This is a genomic window from Burkholderia sp. LAS2 (genome assembly GCF_018417615.1).
GTDB classification, from domain to species: Bacteria; Pseudomonadota; Gammaproteobacteria; order Burkholderiales; family Burkholderiaceae; genus Burkholderia; species Burkholderia sola.
Map to the genome: position 1 here is coordinate 1017537 of NZ_CP071052.1, position 19115 is coordinate 1036651.

Annotated in this window: 17 protein-coding genes and 1 pseudogene; 10 read left to right on the top strand and 8 right to left on the bottom strand. The window is 67.0% G+C overall.

What is annotated here, in order from left to right; translation table 11 throughout:
• Position 1 precedes the first annotated feature (1 nt).
• From JYG37_RS04745 to lpxC, 6 genes are all read left to right on the top strand, one after another.
• Positions 2 to 943, top strand: coding sequence for a D-alanine--D-alanine ligase (locus tag JYG37_RS04745; protein WP_050013901.1), 942 nt, complete (start codon positions 2 to 4; stop codon positions 941 to 943).
• A gap of 19 nt (positions 944 to 962) precedes the next feature.
• On the top strand, positions 963 to 1715 hold the full coding sequence (locus JYG37_RS04750; protein ID WP_006477014.1) for a cell division protein FtsQ/DivIB: 753 nt from the start codon (positions 963 to 965) through the stop codon (positions 1713 to 1715).
• 26 nt (positions 1716 to 1741) lie between these two features.
• Positions 1742 to 2974: a cell division protein FtsA gene (gene ftsA / locus JYG37_RS04755; RefSeq protein WP_006487138.1), complete on the top strand. Its 1233-nt coding sequence runs from the start codon at positions 1742 to 1744 to the stop codon at positions 2972 to 2974.
• A 112-nt stretch (positions 2975 to 3086) separates the two neighbouring features.
• On the top strand, positions 3087 to 4283 hold the full coding sequence (gene ftsZ, locus JYG37_RS04760; RefSeq protein ID WP_006487140.1) for a cell division protein FtsZ: 1197 nt from the start codon (positions 3087 to 3089) through the stop codon (positions 4281 to 4283).
• A gap of 189 nt (positions 4284 to 4472) precedes the next feature.
• The gene (locus tag JYG37_RS04765; protein WP_050013900.1) at positions 4473 to 4979 is read left to right on the top strand and encodes a peroxiredoxin; all 507 of its coding nucleotides are present in this window, start codon (positions 4473 to 4475) and stop codon (positions 4977 to 4979) included.
• Positions 4980 to 5219: 240 nt separating this feature from the next.
• Positions 5220 to 6137, top strand: a complete 918-nt coding sequence (gene lpxC / locus JYG37_RS04770) for a UDP-3-O-acyl-N-acetylglucosamine deacetylase (protein ID WP_213345913.1) — start codon at positions 5220 to 5222, stop codon at positions 6135 to 6137.
• An 83-nt stretch (positions 6138 to 6220) separates the two neighbouring features.
• Here lpxC and JYG37_RS04775 read toward each other — a convergent pair whose 3' ends face one another.
• Positions 6221 to 6697, bottom strand: a complete 477-nt coding sequence (locus tag JYG37_RS04775; protein WP_050013898.1) for a DciA family protein — start codon at positions 6695 to 6697, stop codon at positions 6221 to 6223.
• Between the two features lie 256 nt (positions 6698 to 6953).
• On the opposite strand from JYG37_RS04775, the gene secA reads away from it, so the two are divergent.
• From secA to JYG37_RS04795, 4 genes are all read left to right on the top strand, one after another.
• Positions 6954 to 9770, top strand: coding sequence for a preprotein translocase subunit SecA (gene secA, locus JYG37_RS04780; protein ID WP_213345914.1), 2817 nt, complete (start codon positions 6954 to 6956; stop codon positions 9768 to 9770).
• A gap of 142 nt (positions 9771 to 9912) precedes the next feature.
• Positions 9913 to 11154 carry a bifunctional glutamate N-acetyltransferase/amino-acid acetyltransferase ArgJ gene (gene argJ, locus JYG37_RS04785; RefSeq protein ID WP_213345915.1) on the top strand — a complete coding sequence of 414 codons (1242 nt, stop codon included), beginning with the start codon at positions 9913 to 9915 and terminating at the stop codon, positions 11152 to 11154.
• A gap of 19 nt (positions 11155 to 11173) precedes the next feature.
• Positions 11174 to 12043, top strand: a complete 870-nt coding sequence (locus JYG37_RS04790) for an ATP-binding protein (protein WP_050013895.1) — start codon at positions 11174 to 11176, stop codon at positions 12041 to 12043.
• Complete coding sequence (locus JYG37_RS04795; protein ID WP_050013894.1) at positions 12040 to 12483, top strand: NUDIX domain-containing protein; 444 nt, start codon at positions 12040 to 12042, stop codon at positions 12481 to 12483. Before JYG37_RS04790 ends, JYG37_RS04795 begins: the two co-directional genes overlap by 4 nt.
• A 60-nt stretch (positions 12484 to 12543) precedes the next feature.
• On the opposite strand, the gene JYG37_RS04800 is transcribed toward JYG37_RS04795, so the two are convergent.
• From JYG37_RS04800 to JYG37_RS04830, 7 genes and pseudogenes are all read right to left on the bottom strand, one after another.
• Positions 12544 to 12744 (bottom strand): DNA gyrase inhibitor YacG, encoded by a 201-nt coding sequence (locus JYG37_RS04800; protein ID WP_011544509.1) that lies wholly within the window; start codon positions 12742 to 12744, stop codon positions 12544 to 12546.
• A 28-nt stretch (positions 12745 to 12772) separates the two neighbouring features.
• Entirely contained in the window at positions 12773 to 13528 is a 756-nt protein-coding gene (gene zapD / locus JYG37_RS04805; RefSeq protein WP_050013893.1) for a cell division protein ZapD, read from the bottom strand.
• Positions 13529 to 13637: 109 nt separating this feature from the next.
• Positions 13638 to 14246, bottom strand: coding sequence for a dephospho-CoA kinase (gene coaE / locus JYG37_RS04810; RefSeq protein WP_050013892.1), 609 nt, complete (start codon positions 14244 to 14246; stop codon positions 13638 to 13640).
• Between the two features lies 1 nt (position 14247).
• On the bottom strand, positions 14248 to 15159 hold the full coding sequence (locus JYG37_RS04815) for a prepilin peptidase (RefSeq protein WP_050013891.1): 912 nt from the start codon (positions 15157 to 15159) through the stop codon (positions 14248 to 14250).
• 46 nt (positions 15160 to 15205) lie between these two features.
• On the bottom strand, positions 15206 to 16417 hold the full coding sequence (locus tag JYG37_RS04820; protein WP_089488153.1) for a type II secretion system F family protein: 1212 nt from the start codon (positions 16415 to 16417) through the stop codon (positions 15206 to 15208).
• Positions 16414 to 17690: pseudogene (locus JYG37_RS04825) on the bottom strand (GspE/PulE family protein). Before JYG37_RS04825 ends, JYG37_RS04820 begins: the two are co-directional and overlap by 4 nt.
• 116 nt (positions 17691 to 17806) lie before the next feature.
• Positions 17807 to 19099, bottom strand: a complete 1293-nt coding sequence (locus tag JYG37_RS04830) for an HlyC/CorC family transporter (RefSeq protein ID WP_050013888.1) — start codon at positions 19097 to 19099, stop codon at positions 17807 to 17809.
• Positions 19100 to 19115 lie beyond the last annotated feature (16 nt).

Here is a 19115-nt window from a genome sequence, read left to right on the forward strand (position 1 = left end):
CATGAGCGGGATCGATCCGAAACGTTTCGGCAAGGTGGCGGTGTTGTTCGGCGGCGAATCCGCCGAGCGCGAGGTGTCGCTCACCTCGGGCCGCCTCGTGCTGCAGGGCCTGCGCGACGCAGGCGTCGACGCGCATCCGTTCGACCCGGCCGAGCGGCCGCTGTCGGCGCTGAAGGACGAAGGCTTCGTGCGCGCGTTCAACGCGCTGCACGGCGGCTACGGCGAGAACGGCCAGATCCAGGGCGCGCTCGATTTCTACGGGATCCGCTACACGGGCAGCGGCGTGCTCGGGTCGGCGCTCGGCCTCGACAAGTTCCGCACGAAGCTCGTGTGGCAGCAGACGGGCGTGCCGACACCGCCGTTCGAGACGGTGATGCGCGGTGACGACTACGCGGCGCGCGCGACGGAGATCGTCGCGAAGCTCGGCCTGCCGCTGTTCGTGAAGCCGGCGAGCGAAGGTTCGAGCGTTGCGGTGTTGAAGGTGAAGACGGCCGACGCGTTGCCCGCCGCACTGTCGGAAGCCGCGACGCACGACAAGATCGTGATCGTCGAGAAGAGCATCGAAGGCGGCGGCGAATACACCGCGTGCATCGCCGGCGATCTCGACCTGCCGCTGATCAAGATCGTGCCGGCCGGCGAGTTCTACGACTATCACGCGAAGTACGTCGCCGACGATACGCAGTACCTGATCCCGTGCGGCCTGCCGGCGGAACAGGAAGCGGAACTGAAGCGCATCGCGCGCCGCGCGTTCGACGTGCTCGGCTGCACCGACTGGGGGCGCGCGGATTTCATGGTCGACGCGGCCGGCAATGCGTATTTCCTGGAAGTGAACACGGCCCCCGGGATGACCGACCACTCGCTGCCGCCGAAGGCCGCGCGCGCGGTCGGCATCGGCTATTCGGAGCTGGTCGTGAAGGTGCTGTCGCTCACGCTCAACGACTGACGCAGGAACGGAACGACGTATGTGGAACAACGTTCGCCAACTCAACCTTGCCGCCAGCGCGCTGTACGCGCTGCTGCTGCTCGTGTTGGCGGCGGCCGGCTGCTACTGGCTGATCCAGCGCCCGACGTTCGCGCTGCGGGAGATCCGGATCGACGGCGACACCGAGCACATCAATTCGCCCACGGTGCGCGCGGGCGTGGTCGGCCGGCTGAAGGGCAATTTCTTCACGGTCGATCTCGATACGGCGCGCGCGGCGTTCGAGCAGATGCCGTGGGTGCGTCACGCGAGCGTGCGCCGGGTGTGGCCGAATGCGCTGGCTGTCACGCTCGAGGAGTACAAACCGCTCGGGACCTGGGGCAGCGATCAGCTGGTGAGCGTCGACGGCGAGCTGTTCACCGCGAACCAGGGCGAGCTGGAGCAGGAACTGCCGGCGTTCGACGGCCCGGAAGGCAGTGCGAAGGAAGTCGTCACGCGGTATCGCGACTTCGGGAAATGGTTCGCGCCGCTGAAGGCGGCGCCGGAAGAAGTGACGCTGTCGGCGCGGTACGCGTGGACGGTGAAGCTGTCGAACGGCATGCAGGTCGAGCTGGGCAAGGAACGCAACAGCGACACGCTGCATGACCGGAGCCAGCGTCTGGTCGCCGCGTGGCCGGCCGTCACGGAGCGTTGGGGCAACGACATCGAGTACGCGGACCTGCGCTATCCGAACGGATTCGCGATTCGCGCGGCAGGCATGCGGTTCCTGACCGATACCGACAAGCGCAAGAAGTAACGAGAGATCACACGCAAGAGCACTTTATGAGCAAAGACTACAAGGATCTGCTGGTTTCCCTCGACATCGGCACGTCGAAGGTGGTGGCCATCGTCGCCGAGCTGAAGGGCGAGGGTCACTACGAGGTGATCGGTCTCGGCCAGAGCGAGTCGAAGGGTCTGAAGAAAGGTGTGGTGGTCAACATCGAGGCCACCGTGCAGTCGATCCAGCGCGCGCTCGAGGAAGCCGAGCTGATGGCCGACTGCAAGATCACCAACGTGTTCACCGGGATCGCGGGCAGTCACATCCGCAGCTTCAACTCGAGCGGGATGGTCGCGATCAAGGACAAGGAAGTCACGCAGACGGACGTCGCGCGCGTGATCGAGACCGCGAAGGCGATCAACATCCCGACCGACCAGCAGGTGCTGCACATCCTCACGCAGGAATTCATCATCGACGGCCAGGAAGACGTGCGCGAGCCGATCGGGATGAGCGGCATCCGGCTGGAAGTGAAGGTGCACATCGTGACGGGCGCGGTGAGCGCCGCGCAGAACATCGTCAAGTGCGTGCGCCGCTGCGGGCTGGAAGTGAACGACCTGATCCTGCAGCCGCTCGCGTCGTCGCTGGCGGTGCTGACCGAAGACGAGAAGGATCTCGGCGTGGTGCTGGTCGACATCGGCGGCGGCACGACCGACATCGCGATCTTCGCCGAAGGCGCGATCCGCCACACGGCGGTGATTCCGATCGCTGGCGACCAGATCACGAGCGACATCGCGATGGCGCTGCGCACGCCGACGCCGGATGCGGAAGACATCAAGGTCGGCTACGGGATCGCGAAGCAGGCGCTTGCCGATCCGGACGAAATGGTGGAAGTGCCGGGCCTCGGCGAACGCGGCCCGCGCACGCTGTCGCGCCAGGCGCTCGCGGCCGTGATCGAGCCGCGCGTCGAGGAACTGTTCTCGCTCGTGCAGCAGGTCGTGCGCGAATCGGGTTACGAAGAACTCCTGAGCTCCGGCGTGGTCATTACCGGCGGCGCGTCGATGATGCCGGGCATGGTCGAGCTCGGCGAAGACATTTTCCTGAAGCCGGTGCGCATCGGTGCGCCGGAATATGCAGGCGGCCTGTCCGACGTCGTGCGCAATCCGCGCTACTCGACGGCGATGGGGCTGCTCGTCGAAGGCAGTGCGCAGCGCATGCGCGGCCGCAAGGTCGCCGTGCAGTCCGGCAACGCGGGGCAGGTGTTCTCGCGGATGAAGGAATGGTTCCTGAGCAACTTCTGAAATACCGAATCGAAATTCGCGCTGGTGCCGGCGGCTGGCGCGCGACAGGGGGTTGCCCGATCTCCTGCCGAATAACGGCCGAGTAGCAGTCATTCTCTTGACGGAGGCAACAATGGAATTCGAAATGCTGGAAACCGAGACCAACGGCACCATCATCAAGGTGGTCGGCGTTGGCGGCGCTGGCGGCAATGCCGTCCAGCACATGATCAACCGCGGCGTGCAGGGCGTCGACTTCATCGTGATGAACACGGACGCGCAGGCGCTGTCGCGTTCGCGCGCATCGTCGGTGATCCAGCTCGGCAACACGGGTCTGGGCGCCGGTGCGAAGCCGGAAATGGGTCGTGCGGCAGCGGAAGAAGCGCGCGAGCGCATCGCCGACGCACTGCGCGGCGCGCACATGGTGTTCATCACGGCCGGCATGGGTGGTGGCACGGGCACGGGCGCGGCACCGGTGGTCGCGCAGATCGCGAAGGAGATGGGCATTCTGACGGTCGGTGTCGTCAGCAAGCCGTTCGAGTTCGAGGGCGGCAAGCGCATGCGCGTCGCCGAAGCAGGCTCGCAGCAACTGGAGGATCACGTCGACTCGCTGATCGTCGTCCTGAACGACAAGCTGTTCGACGTGATGGGCGATGACGCCGAGATGGACAAGTGCTTCCAGTGCGCGGACGACGTGTTGAACAACGCGGTGGCGGGTATCGCGGAAATCATCAACGTCGACGGCCTCGTGAACGTCGACTTCGAAGACGTGAAGACGGTGATGGGCGAGCAGGGCAAGGCGATGATGGGCACGGCGACGGTTGCCGGCGTCGATCGCGCACGCCTCGCGGCGGAACAGGCCGTGGCGAGCCCGCTGCTCGAAGGCGTCGATCTGTCGGGCGCGCGCGGCGTGCTGGTCAACATCACGTCGAGCCGTTCGCTGCGCCTGTCGGAAACGCGCGAAGTGATGAACACGATCAAGAGCTACGCGGCGGAAGATGCGACGGTGATCTTCGGTGCGGTGTACGACGACGCGATGGGCGATGCACTGCGCGTGACGGTCGTGGCGACGGGGCTGGGCCGTGCGGCGAAGAAGCAGCAGTCGGCACCGATGACGCTGCTGCGCACGGGTACGGACAACCAGCCGGTCAGCGCGGTGTCGCACGGCTATGCGCCGGCGCAACACGTCAGCACGGCCGACTACGGCGCGCTCGATACGCCGGCGGTGTGGCGCAACTCGCGCGAAACCGCGGCATCGCACGTGCAGGCGCTGCAGGAGAAGGGGGTGGACACGTACGACATCCCGGCTTTCCTGCGCAAGCAGGCTGACTGACGACGCACACAGGCGAAGCCGCGGCGAAGTTGCCGCGGTAACGCCGGCGTGACGGATGCCACGGATCACGACAGGCCGCGTCGGATGCGACGCCGGGCCGGGAAACGTGCCCTCTTCGCGTGAGCGGAGCGGGATGGGCCGTGCTGTCCGCGACACGCTGAAAAACCGTATCGCTATGAGGGACCAGCCATGATTCAAGTGGGCGACGCGCTGCCCGACGCGCAATTGTTCGAGTTCATCGACGATGCGCGCGAAGGGTGCACGCTGGGGCCGAACGCCTACAGCGTGCGCGACCAGGTTGTGGGAAAGCGGGTGGTGATCTTCGGATTGCCGGGCGCGTTCACGCCGACCTGCTCGGCGCAGCATGTGCCGGGCTACGTCGAACACGCCGAGCAACTGCGCGCGGCGGGGATCGACGAGATCTGGTGCGTGTCCGTCAACGACGCATTCGTGATGGGCGCATGGGGACGTGATCTGCACACCGCGGGCAAGGTGCGCATGATGGCGGACGGCAGCGCGGCTTTCACTCATGCGCTGGGGCTGACGCAGGATTTGTCCGCGCGTGGCATGGGAATTCGTTCCCTGCGCTACGCGATGGTGATTGACGGCGGTGTGGTCAAGACGCTGGCCGTCGAGGCGCCGGGCAAGTTCGAAGTGAGCGATGCGGCGAGTGTTCTCGCGACGTTGACGTCCTGATCGTGCGGTGCGCCGTTGCCTTCCGGCAACGCTGCTCACCGGCCTCAGGGCAGTTGTAACACGGGCCGATGACCGGAAACGCCTCCGTTCCGGGCATTGGCCCGTCCCGTATCGGCGCGGGTAAACAGACGAAACAGATTGATACGCAGTTTCAAACAGCGTTGAATTGGGAATTACGCTATAATCTCGCCTATCGAATATAACTCCTGATTGATATCTTCAATCAAGACGAAGAAGACCATGTTGAAGCAGCGCACCATCAAATCCATCGTGAAGACCGTGGGTATCGGTCTCCACTCGGGCCGCAAGGTCGAACTGACGCTCCGTCCGGCTGCGCCGGGCACGGGTATCGTGTTCACGCGCGTCGACCTGCCCACGCCCGTCGATATCCCGGCCTCCGCGATGTCGATCGGCGACACGCGGCTCGCGTCGGTGCTGCAGAAGGATGGCGCGCGCGTGTCGACGGTCGAGCACCTGATGTCGGCGTGCGCCGGCCTCGGCATCGACAACCTCTATGTCGACGTGACGGCCGAGGAAATCCCGATCATGGACGGCAGCGCCGCGTCCTTCGTGTTCCTGATTCAATCCGCCGGCATCGAAGAGCAGTACGCGCCGAAGCGCTTCATCCAGGTGAAGAAGCCGGTCGAAATCCGCGATGGCGACAAGTTCGCGCGTCTCGATCCGTATTTCGGCTTCAAGCTGAAGTTCACGATCGACTTCCGTCACCCGGCCGTCGACAAGACCGGCCAGGAATTGGAGGTCGATTTCGCGAATACGTCGTACGTGCGCGAGATCGCGCGCGCGCGCACGTTCGGTTTTGCCCATGAAGTCGAAATGATGCGCGAGCTGGGTCTCGCCCGCGGCGGCAGCATGGACAACGCGATCGTGCTCGACGAGTACCGGATCCTGAACAACGACGGGCTGCGCTACGACGACGAGTTCGTGAAGCACAAGATGCTCGATGCGATCGGCGACCTCTACGTGGTCGGCCATCCGCTGCTGGCATCGTACACCGCGTACAAGTCGGGCCACGGGCTGAACAATGCGCTGCTGCGCGAGCTGCTCGCACACGAAGACGCGTACGACATCGTGACGTTCGACGATCCGCAGGCTGCGCCGAAGGGGTTCGCGTTCGACGCGCAGACGGCCTTCGCGTGACCGGCATTCGTTACCGCAAGCGATAAAAAAGCGACCCTCGGGTCGCTTTTTTGTTGGCTGGCCGCCGCTGGCGGCCGGGGCAGTCAGCGCGGTTTCGCGCCGTGCCGCGCCGCCATCCGTGCGAGCGCAGCCTGCAGCGGCGACGGTTCGAGGTGGTCGGCGAGGTCGCGCAGCGCGGCGGCGCCGGTCGACGTCATCCGCGCCTGCTTCACGTGCGGCGGCTCCGGCGCGTCCTTCGGCCGCACGCGCACGCGCAGCGTCGTCACGGGCCAGCCGCGCTTCTGGAGATCGCCGAGCAGTCGCACTTCGACTTGTCGCAGCCGGGCGGCCAGCGCATTGTGCGCGGCAAAGAGGGTCAGGGTGCCGTCCTTGATGAAGCCCGGTTCGACGTGATTCGCCAGATAGTCGGGCAGGCACGCGCCGAGGTCGCGCTGCAGCGACGCGATCTGCTCGACGCCGGCGCGCAGCGCCGCGAATGCGTCGGTACGACCGAGCACTTCGGACACGGGTTGCGGGCGATAGGCGGCGAGCGGGCCGAAACGCTTGGAAAATCGGTTCATCGAGGCTTTCTTCGAGCGCGCACGCGCGCGGACGTTGCAGCCGATTGTACCCGCGCCGGCCCGCGCACGGGCGGCTTTCGCCCACGCCCACCCGGCCCCGGCGCGCAATGGCCGTTCGGCCGGGACGCAGGCGCATGCGGCCCCGCGTGCTAAAATTCGTCGTTTGAGTCCACTAATTCGCTAAGCCGCCGAGGCTCGGGCGCCGGGGCGCGCAACACGCGCCGGGCGCCGGTGCTGCGACGCAGGATCCGATCCGATGACAACCGGTTTTCTCCAGAAAATTTTTGGCAGCCGCAACCAGCGGCTCGTCAAGCAATACCAAAAGACCGTCGCGACGATCAATGCGCTCGAAACGCAGATCGAGCAGCTGACGGACGACCAGTTGCGCGGCAAGACGGACGAATTCCGCCAGCGGGTCGCGGCCGGCGAGTCGCTCGACAAGCTGCTGCCCGAGGCCTTCGCGGTCTGTCGCGAGGCGAGCCGCCGCGTGCTGAAGATGCGGCACTTCGACGTGCAGATGATCGGCGGCATGGTGCTCCACTACGGCAAGATCGCGGAAATGCGCACCGGCGAGGGCAAGACGCTCGTCGCGACGCTGCCCGTGTACCTGAACGCGCTGGCCGGCCGCGGCGTGCACGTCGTGACCGTCAACGATTACCTCGCGCAGCGCGACGCCGAATGGATGGCGCGCCTCTACAACTTCCTCGGTCTGTCGGTCGGCATCAACCTGTCCGGCATGGAGCACGACCAGAAGCAGCAGGCGTACGCGGCGGACATCACGTACGGCACGAACAACGAATTCGGCTTCGACTACCTGCGCGACAACATGGTCTACGAGACCGACGCGCGCGTGCAGCGGGCACTGAATTTTGCAGTCGTCGACGAAGTGGACTCGATCCTGATCGACGAAGCGCGGACGCCGCTGATCATTTCGGGCCAGGCCGAGGATCACACCGAGCTGTACGTGCGGATGAACGCACTGCCGCCGCTGCTCGAGCGCCAGATCGGCGAAGAGAAGGCCGACGGCACGGGCGTCGAGAAGCCGGGCGACTACACGCTCGACGAGAAGGCGCGCCAGGTATTCCTGACGGAATCGGGCCACGAGAAGGCCGAGCGCCTGCTCGCCGAATGGGGCCTGATCGGCGAGGGCGAGAGCCTGTACGCGCCGCAGAACATCACGCTGATGCACCACGTGTACGCCGCGCTGCGCGCCCACACGCTGTTCCACAAGGATCAGCACTACGTCGTGCAGAACGGCGAAGTGGTCATCGTCGACGAATTCACGGGCCGCCTGATGGCCGGCCGCCGCTGGTCCGACGGCCTGCACCAGGCGGTCGAGGCGAAGGAGCACGTGAAGATCCAGAGCGAGAACCAGACGCTCGCGTCGATCACGTTCCAGAACTACTTCCGGATGTACGCGAAGCTGGCCGGCATGACCGGCACCGCGGACACCGAAGCGTACGAATTCAACGAGATCTACGGCCTCGAGACGGTCGTGATCCCGACCAACCGCCCGCCGAAGCGGATCGACAAGCAGGACCAGATCTACAAGACGGCCAAGGAGCGCTACGACGCGGTGATCCGCGACATCCGCGACTGCTACGAGCGCGGCCAGCCGGTGCTGGTGGGCACGACCTCGATCGAGAACTCCGAGCTGCTGTCGCACCTGCTGAAGCAGGCCGGGCTGCCGCACGAAGTGCTGAACGCGAAGCAGCACGAGCGCGAAGCGGCGATCGTCGCGGAAGCCGGCCGTCCGAAGCGCATCACGATCGCGACCAACATGGCCGGTCGCGGTACCGACATCGTGCTCGGCGGCAACGCCGAGAAGCAGGCCGCGTTCATCGACGCCGACGACGCGATTCCGGCCGACGAAAAGGCACGCCGCATCAAGCAGCTGCATGACGAGTGGGAAACGCTGCACGAGCAGGTGAAGGCCGCGGGCGGCCTGCACATCATCGGTACCGAGCGCCACGAATCGCGCCGGATCGACAACCAGCTGCGCGGCCGTGCGGGCCGCCAGGGCGATCCGGGCTCGTCGCGCTTCTATCTGTCGCTCGACGATCCGCTGCTGCGCATCTTCGCGGGCGACCGCGTGCGCTCGATCATGGATCGCCTGAAGATGCCGGAAGGCGAGGCGATCGAGGCGGGTATCGTCACGCGGTCGATCGAATCGGCGCAGCGCAAGGTCGAAGCGCGCAACTTCGACATCCGCAAGCAGCTGCTCGAATACGACGACGTGTCGAACGACCAGCGCAAGGTGATCTACCAGCAGCGCAACGAGCTGCTCGAAGCGCACGACATCACCGAGACGATCACCGCGATGCGTCACGGCGTGATCACCGAGGTCGTCCGCCAGTTCGTGCCGGAAGGCAGCATCGAAGAGCAGTGGGACGTGCCCGAGCTCGAGGAAGCGCTGCGCAACGACTGGCAGCTCGACCTCGCGATCCAGGAAATGGTGAACGAGTCGTCGTCGATCACGGCCGAGGAGATTCTCGACGCGGTGACGACGGCCGCCGACGAGCAGTACGACGCGAAGGTCGCGCTGGTCGGCCGCGAATCGTTCAGCGCGTTCGAGCGTTCGGTGATGCTGCAGACGGTCGACCGCCTGTGGCGCGAGCACCTCGCGGCGCTCGACCACCTGCGTCAGGGCATCCATCTGCGCGGCTATGCGCAGAAGAATCCGAAGCAGGAGTACAAGCGCGAGGCGTTCGAGCTGTTCGCCGCGATGCTCGACGCGATCAAGCAGGAAGTCACGCGCGTCGTGATGAACGTGCAGATCCAGTCGCCGGAGCAGCTCGAGGAGGCGGCCGAGCAGATCGAGGAGCGCGGCGGTCATCTCGAGAACGTCGAATACCAGCACGCCGACTACGCGGACGCCGGTGCGCCGGTCGCGAACGTCACGGCCGCCGCGGCGGCCACGGCGGCCACGGCGGCCACGGCGACGGCCGACATGGTCGGCAGCGCGATGACGCACAGCGGCCCCGGCGGCGAAATGCCGAAGGTCGGCCGCAACGACCCGTGCCCGTGCGGCAGCGGCAAGAAGTACAAGCAATGTCACGGGAAGCTGTCATGATCGGCGGCGGCGCGCGTCACGCGTGCCGCGTCGTTCGCAGCGTCGAGTCAGTGATGTGAGTTGTGGCGGCCCGCGTGGGGCCGCCGGTTCTTCCAATCGATGCCGGCGCATGCCGGCATTTTCCATCCGGCAGGTGTGCCCCATGGCTGTCAATTTTCCGTCGATCGATCCCGCCCAACTGCATCCCGTCGCCGGCGTCACGCTCGGCTGGGCGGAAGCGAACATCCGCAAGCCGAATCGCAAGGACGTGCTGGTCATTTCCGTCGACGAAGGCGCGACGGTCGCGGGCGTGTTCACCGAAAATCGTTTCTGCGCGGCGCCGGTCACCGTCTGCCGCGAGCACCTGGCGAAGGTCCGTGCGGGCGGCGCGGGCATCCGCGCGCTGGTCGTGAATACGGGCAATGCGAACGCGGGCACCGGCGACCCGGGCCTCGTGAACGCACGCGAGACCTGCACGGAGCTCGCGCGTCTCGCGGGCATCGCGCCGGCGCAGGTGCTGCCGTTCTCGACCGGCGTGATCCTCGAGCCGCTACCGATCGACCGCCTGAAGGCCGGCCTGCCGGCCGCGCTCGCGAACCGCCAGGCCGCGAACTGGTTCGACGCCGCGCAGGCGATCATGACGACCGACACGCTGCCGAAGGCGACGTCGCGCCAGGTGACGATCGACGGTCACACGGTCACGCTGACGGGCATCAGCAAGGGCGCGGGCATGATCAAGCCGAACATGGCGACGATGCTCGGCTTCCTCGCGTTCGACGCGAACGTCGCGCAGCCGGTGCTCGACACGCTGGTGAAGGAAGTCGCCGACCGCTCGTTCAACTGCATCACGATCGACGGCGACACGTCGACGAACGACTCGTTCATCCTGATCGCATCGGGCAAGAGCTCGCTGCCGGCCATCACGTCGACCGATTCGCCGGCCTATGCGGTGCTGCGCGACGCGGTGACGGAAGTCGCTCAGGTGTTGTCGCAACTGATCGTGCGCGACGGCGAAGGCGCGACGAAATTCATGACGGTGCAGGTCGAAGGCGGCAAGAGCGTCGCCGAATGCCGCCAGATCGCGTACGCGATCGGCCATTCGCCGCTCGTGAAGACGGCCTTCTACGCATCCGACCCCAACCTGGGCCGGATTCTCGCGGCGATCGGCTATGCGGGCGTCGCGGATCTCGACGTCGGCAAGATCGACCTCTATCTGGACGACGTGCTAGTCGCGAAGGCGGGCGGCCGCAACCCGGCCTACCAGGAAGAGGACGGCCAGCGCGTGATGAAGCAGAGCGAGATCACGATCCGCGTGCTGCTCGGTCGTGGCGACGCGCAGGCCACCGTCTGGACGTGCGACCTGTCGCACGATTACGTGAGCATCAACGCGGATTACCGCTCCTGATCGGGAGCGCTCGAACGACATGGACAAGCTTGAACAGTTTCTGACGCGCGCGGAAGCGCTGCTCGGCCGTCTCGAAGGAATGCTGCCGCCCGCACCGGCGGCCATCGACTGGAACGCGGCGCACGCGTTCCGCTGGCGCAAGCGCCAGGGGCGCGGCTACCTGCAGCCGGTACCGGCCGTGTCGTCGATCACGCTCGGCGACCTGCACAACATCGATCGCCAGAAAGTGCTGATCGACCAGAACACGCGGCAGTTCGTGCAGCGCAAGCCGGCCAACAACGTGCTGTTGACCGGCGCGCGCGGCACCGGCAAGTCGTCGCTGATCAAGGCGTGCTTGAATGCGTACGCGAACGACGGGCTGCGCCTGATCGAAGTCGACAAGGACGACCTGCACGATCTCGGCGACATCGTCGACCTGATCTCGCAGCGTCCGGAGCGGTTCATCGTGTTTTGCGACGACCTGTCGTTCGAGGACGGCGAATCGGGCTACAAGGCGCTGAAGGTCGCGCTGGACGGGTCGATCGCCGCGCAGTCGGACAACGTGCTGATCTACGCGACGTCGAACCGCCGCCATTTGCTGCCCGAGTACATGAGCGACAACGAGTCGTACAAGCATCTGCCGGACGGCGAGATTCATCCCGGCGAAGTCGTCGAGGAGAAGATCTCGCTGTCGGAGCGCTTCGGCCTGTGGGTCAGCTTCTATCCGTTCAAGCAGGACGACTACCTCGACATCGTCGCGCACTGGCTGCGTCACTTCGGCTGCCCGGATGCGGAGATCGAGACCGCGCGCGGCGACGCGCTCGTATGGGCGCTCGAGCGCGGCTCGCGTTCGGGCCGCGTCGCGTGGCAGTTCGCGCGGGACTGGTCGGGCCGCAAGGAGCAGGCATGAGCGCGGATCAGGCACAGGGCGCCGTGCGGGCGCCGGACGGTCGCAAGGTGACCGAAGTCGCGGTCGGCGTGATGGTGCAGCCGGACGGGCGTTATCTGCTCGCGCAGCGCCTGCCGGGCAAGCCGTATGAAGGTTACTGGGAGTTTCCGGGCGGCAAGCTGGAGGCCGGCGAAAGCGTCGAGGACGCGCTGGCGCGCGAGCTGCACGAGGAACTCGGCATTGACGTCACGGCCAGCCACCGCTGGCACACGCTCGAGCACGATTATCCGCACGCGTATGTGCGGCTCTATTTCTGCAAGGTGACGGGCTGGACGGGCGAGCCGCACAGCAAGGAAGGGCAGGCGTTCGTGTGGCAGCAACTGCCGGTCGAGGTTGCGCCGCTGTTGCCGGCGGCGCTGCCGGTGCTCGAACTGCTCGAGAAGGAAGCGGCGTCGCAATGACGCCGCGGCGGCCCGCCTGAAACGCGGGCCATATCAGCGGACGGCGGCGTCGCGCGCCGCTCAGCTGTCGCGGCGGTTGTCCGTGCCGTCTTCTTCCGACGACGGACCCTCGTCGGAGGCGCCGCCGATCCGATACTTTTCCGCGGCCCATGCGCCGAGGTCGAGCTGCTTGCAGCGGGCCGAACAGAAGGGACGGAACTTGTTTTCAGGCGTCCAGCGCACTTCGGCGCCGCACGAAGGACATTTCACAACGGTAGTCATACGAAAGCATCGATCCGGCACGTGGCCGTTACAGATTACACAGTGTCAGATGGAACGGCACGTCGATGTCCACCGCGCGCGGCCGTACATCGCCGTCCTGCATGGTGAACCGCACCCACAGCATGTATTTGTTGGCGCTCGCCTCGGGAATGACGCGCAGCTCCGGCGGCACCCGTACCTGCATCAGCTGGTAGGTGCGGCCGGACAGCATCTGCTGGTAGCTGCCCTGCATCGCCATGACCTTCGACGCCTGACCCGATTCGCGCGCGAGCCGCAGCACGATCGCCGCGGCGTCGCGCAACGGCAGCATCGGCAGGACCCACTTCGCGATGTCCTGGCGCCGCTGCTCCGCAGGCCATTGCTGCCACGCGTAGTACGACGGCAGGTCGAACTTGCAGGTACCGCCCGGAATCACCGCGCGGCTGCGGATGCTGGCGAGCCACTCGTTGTCGACGAGGTGCTGGCCGGTCTTGCCCTGCATCTGCGCGAGATTCGCGAGCGTCTGCTCGATTTCGCCGAGCACGGCCTCGAGCGCGTTCTGCTCGATGCCCGGATTGCCGCGAAAGGGGGCGAGCGTCTGGCGTTGACGTTCGAGCTCCTTCATCAGATCCGATTTCAGGTCCGCGCGGCCCGTTACCTCGGCGATTTCGAACAGCGTCGTCAGCGCGACGTGGTGTTCACGCGGGTCCTCCTGAGCCAAAAAGAACGTGAAGCGCTCGAACAGATCTTCGAGACGCAACAGCGTGCGAATTCGCTCGTTGAACGGATACTCGTAAAGAATCAAGCGCGCTCGCCTCTTGGGTAGGGATTGAAACAATGAAGGACATTCTAATGCCCCCTCTCTACCCTAGCAACGCGCCAATTTCGTACACCATCACGATTGCGCGCGATGCTCAGTGCGCGGCGGCCGCGAATTCGACATAGCGTTGGTGCAGTGCATCGACCTGCGCGGCGAGCGCGTCGGGCGTGAGCGCGTCGTTGACGATCACGTCGTCGGCCGCCGCGAGGCGGGCTTCGCGCGACGCCTGTCGCGCGATGATCGCTTCGACCTGTTCGCGCGTGAAACCGTTGCGCCGCATCACGCGCGCGATCTGCGTTTCGACCGGGCAGTCGACGACGAGCACGCGATCGCTGCGCGCCTTCCAGGTGCCCGACTCGACGAGCAGCGGCACGACGAACATTACGTACGGACCCCGCGCTTTGCGCGCGTCGCGATCGGTCTCCGCGCGGATCAGCGGATGCGTGATCGCTTCGAGGCGCCGGCGCGCGGCGTCGTCGCTGAAGATCAGCGTGCGCATCTTCGCGCGATCGAGCGAGCCGTCGGCGGCCACGAAGTCGCGACCGAAAGCCTGCTCGATCGCGGGCATCGCGAGGCCGCCCGGCGCGGTGATGCGGTGGGCAATCAGGTCGGTATCGACGAGCGATGCGCCACGGGCGCCGAACAGGTCGGCAACGGTCGTCTTGCCGCTGCCGATGCCGCCCGTGAGTCCTACGGAAAACATGTCAGCCTCCGAGCGCCGCATAGAAAGGGGTGCCGAAAAACAGCGTGGCGACGCCGCCGGCCGCGAGGAACGGGCCGAACGGAATCGGCTCCTCGAAGCGCATGCGGCCGCGCCAGGTTGCGACGAGCCCGACGATCGCGCCGGTCACCGCCGCGAACAGCACGACCTGCGGCAGCGCGGCCCAGCCCATCCATGCGCCGAGCGCGGCAAGCAGCTTCAGGTCGCCGAAACCGATGCCCTCGATGCCGCGCAGCCATTTGAACAGCCAGTAGATCGACCACAGGAACAGGTAGCCGGCCATCGCGCCGATCACGGCCGAGCGCAGCGACGTGAAGGTGCCGCCGAGGTTCAGCACGAGCCCTGCCCACAGCAGCGGCAGCGTCATCGAGTCGGGCAGGTAGCCGGTCCGGATATCGATCGCGCTCATCGAGAGCAGCGCCGCGCACAACGCGAACGCGGCAAGCGCGGCGACGGTCGGGCCGAACGCCGCGAGCGAGCCGGCGGCGAGCCCTGCGCACGCGATCTCGACGAGCACGTAGCGGATGCCGATCGCATGGCCGCAGCGCCGGCAGCGCCCGCGCAGCATCAGGTAGCTGACGAGCGGGATGTTTTCCCACGCGCGCAATACGTGGCCGCAATGCGGGCAGGCACTGCGCGGGCGCCACAGATCGTAGCGCGGCGGATAACCGTCGTCGGGCGGGGCGCTCGCGGTGCCCGTCGCCTCGGCGATCTCGGCCTGCCATGCGCGCTGCATCATCACGGGCAACCGGTGCACGACCACGTTCAGGAAGCTGCCGATGCAAAGGCCGACGACGACCGCGAACGCATACTGCAGCGCGGGCGGCAGCATCGCCAGCGCGAGCAGCGTGCTCTCGGGCGAATCGGAAACGGCGGACAGGGGCGCGGGCGTCATGAGGCTCAAGGTTCGGACTTAAAAGGCGACAGAATCGGTTGCGATGCTACACCACGTTGCCGAGTTGAAGGATCGGCAGATACATCGCGATCACGAGACCGCCGACGAGTGCGCCCAGCACGATCACGATCAACGGTTCGCCGAGCGCCGCGAGCGCATCGAGGCGCGCGTCCAGCTGGCGTTCGCACAGCGCGGCGATGTCGGCAAGCATCGTGTCGAGCGCACCGGTTTCCTCGGCGACGGCGATCGGCTGCACGACGTCGTCCGGAAAGCAGCCGGCCGAATGCATCGCATCGGCCAGACGTACGCCGCGCAACACGCGTGCGGCGATGTGCGCGGTGGCGTGCGCGAACACCGGGTGGCCGGCCGTGCGCTCCAGCGTGGCGAACGCATCGGCGAGCGGCACGCCGGCGCCGAGCAGGGTCGCCAGCGAGCGGCACCAGCGTGCGGCAGCGTATCGCTCGAGCGCGCTGCCTGCGAGCGGAGCGCGCAGCAGGCGCCGCGCGAGCGCGTGACGCAGCGCGGCCGAGCGCCGCAGCGCGTGCCGCGCGGCAAGGCCCGTGGCGGCCGCGCCGGCCAGGAGTACGCCGCCCCACGCCGACAGCGCGGAGGACAGCGCGAGCAGCGCGCGGGTCGGCGCGGGCAGCGCGGCCCCGAAACCGTCGAAGATCTGCCGGAAGGTCGGCACGACCCACATCATCAATGCAGCGGAGATCGCGAGCCCGAACAGGATGACGGCGGCCGGATACGCGAGTGCGGCGCGCAGCTTGCGCCATTGCGCATCGGCGCGCTCGCGGTGTTCCGCGACCCGTGTCAGCACGACGCCGAGCGAACCGGACGCTTCGCCGACCTCGATCAACTGACGATACAGCGTGCCGAATTGCGATGGATAGCGTGCGAGCGCATCGGCGAAGCGCCGGCCGCCGACGATCTCGCGGGCGAGACCCGCGGCAATGCGCGGCACGCCGTCGCGCGTGCGGGTGCGCGCGAGCATCTCGAGCGACGGCGCGAGCGGCAGGCCGGCCTGCAGCAGGCTCGCGAGCTGGCGCGTGAAGCGCGTGATGTCGCGCGCGGCCGCCGTAGGCGGACGGGCCGGCCCGCGGACGTCGAGCGACAGTACCGCGATGCCGTCGCGCGCGAGCGTGGCGCGCGCGGCCGAGGCGTCGAACGCGATGACGATCCCGCGGCGTGGAGAGCCGTCGCGATGGCGGCCGCGCCATGCGAAGCGGGTTTCGCGCGGCGGCGTGCGCACGTTCACGCGGCGGGGGTGGCGGCGACGGCTTCCGCGAGGCTCGTCGTGCCGTCCATGACGCGCGCGAATGCCGCGTCGCGTAGCGTGCGCACGCCTTCGGCCGCCACGCAGTGCGCGAGTTCGCCGACGCTCGCCCGCGCGACGATGCGCTCGGCCAGCGCGGCGAGACCGGCATCGTCTGATGCAGGCCGATGCGGCCGCGATAGCCGATCCCGTGACAGGCGGAACAGCCGCGCGCGACGAACGGCCGCCAGCCGGCCGCCAGCGCCGCCGGGTCGCAGCCGGATTCCCGCAGCGCGCGCGCCGATGCGTCCGAAGGCGCGCGGCAGTGAACGCACAGGCGCCGGACGAGGCGTTGCGCGGTGACGAGGTGCAGCGCGGCGGCGAGGTTGTACGGCGCGACGCCGATGTCGAGCAGCCGCGCGACGGCTGCCGGCGCGTCGTTCGTGTGCAGCGTCGACAACACGAGATGGCCGGTCTGCGCGGCCTTGATCGCGACGTCGGCCGTCTCCGCATCGCGAATCTCGCCGACCATGATGACGTCCGGGTCCTGTCGCAACAGCGCGCGCAGCGCCGTCGCGAACGTGAGCCCCGCCTTGTCGGCGACGCCGACCTGATTGATTCCGTCGAGCTGGATCTCGGCGGGATCCTCGACCGTGCAGACGTTGTGCGCGTCGCGATCGAGCATTTGCAGCGCGCAGTAGAGCGACAGCGTCTTGCCGCTGCCGGTCGGGCCCGTGACGAGCACGAGGCCATGCGGCGCGCGGATCGCGGCCTCCATCGCGGCCGCCTGCCGCGCATCGAAGCCGAGGTTGGCCAGCGTGAGATCGGGCGGCAGCGTTTCGAGCCGCCGCAGCACGAGCTTTTCGCCGAACAGCGTGGGCAGCGAACTGACACGATAGTCGCCGCGCGTGCCGCCGTCGATCGCGATGCGCAGCCGGCCGTCCTGCGGAAGCCGCCGCTCGGCGATGTCCATGCGCGAGAGCACCTTGATCCGCGTGACGAGCGCATCGCGCAGGTGCAGCGGCGGTCGCGCGTGTTCATGCAGCACGCCGTCGATGCGCAGACGGATGCGCCAGCCGGCTTCGAACGGCTCGACGTGGATGTCCGACGCGTCGCGCACGCGCGCCGCGTGCAGCGTGTCCGTCAGCAGCCGTACGGCGGGGGCATCGTCGAGCTGGGCCGCATCGAGTGCATGGGGCGTGTCGGCGGGCGGCGCGTCGGCGTGCGCGGGCGCCGACCGCGCGTGTAGCGACGCCGCGGAGGAAGGAAAGTGCATGTGAGCCGGCACGCTGGCCGCCAGTTGACCGTGATGCGCAGATCATCGCGCGTCGCGGCCAGCGCCGGCAGTCGGCCGTTCGGCTAGCGCTAGCCCGTTATTAGCGTGAACCGGCCCTAGCGCGAGGCGGCGCGCACGGTGCGCGTGCCGCGCGGCTTGAAGAGCTTGACGGTGCGTACTGCCTGATCGTCGCTGCGCATCACCTCGAGCATCACGTCGCCGATTTTCAGGCACACGTCGTCTTCCGGAATTTCCTCGAGGATCTCGAGTACCAGTCCGTTCAGCGTCTTCGGCCCGTCGGTCGGCAGTTTCAGGTGCAGCCAGCGGTTCAGCTCGCGCAGCGGCATGCTGGCCGACACGATGCATTCGCCGTTCTCGTCCCAGCCGCCCGCGCGTTCGCTGCGCGGCATCGACGTCGTGAATTCGCCGATCAGTTCCTCGATGATGTCCTCGGGCGTGACGAGCCCTTCGAGTTCGCCGTACTCGTTGACGACGAGCGCGGTGCGCTGCCGGGTTTCCTGGAAGAACTGGAGCTGCTGGACCACCGGCGTGCCGGACGGCACGTAGTACGGTTCGGCGAGCAGCGCGCGGAGCGTCTCGCGGTCGAAATCCTGGTTGTGCAGCCCGGTGAGCGTCTTGCGCACGTGCAGCACGCCGAGCACCTTGTCGATGTCGCCTTCGTAGACGACCAGCCGGTTGTGATAGCAGGTTTCGAGCTGATGCAGGATGTCGTCGAGCGGCGCGTAGAAGTTGAGCGACTCGATCTGGCGGCGCGGGACCATCACGTCGTCGACCGTGATGTTCTCGAGGTCGAACAGGTTGAGCAGGATGCTGCGGTGCTTGGTCGGCATGAAACTGCTCGATTCGAGCACGATGGCGCGCAGCTCGTCGGCCGACATCCGCTGGTCGCGGCCCGTCTTCGTGTTGATGCGCAGTACCCACAGCACGCCGTTCGCGAGCGCGTTGACGAACCACACGACCGGCTTGAACACGCGCATCAGCGGGGCGATCACGAGGCTCGCGGGCAGCGCGATGCGTTCGGGGAACGTCGCGCCGACGATCTTCGGCGCGATTTCCGCGAACACGATGATCAGGAACGCGACGACGCCGGTGGCGATCGACAGCGCGAGGTTGTTGCGGCCGAACGTATGGAGCGCGAGCGACGTCGTGAGGACCGGGATGATCGTGTTGAACAGGTTGTTGCCGATCAGGATCACGCTGAGCAGCAAGTCAGTGCGCGTGAGAAGCCCCTGCGTGGTTTTCGCGCCGAGTGCGCCTTGACCTGCGAGATGCTTCAGCCGATGGCGGTTGAGCGCCATCATCGCGGTCTCGGAAATGGAAAAGAAGCTGGAACAGAGAAGAAGCAGGAAGACGGCGCCGATTTGCGCCCATAAGGGAATTTGGTCCACGCGTTGGAAAGGGCAG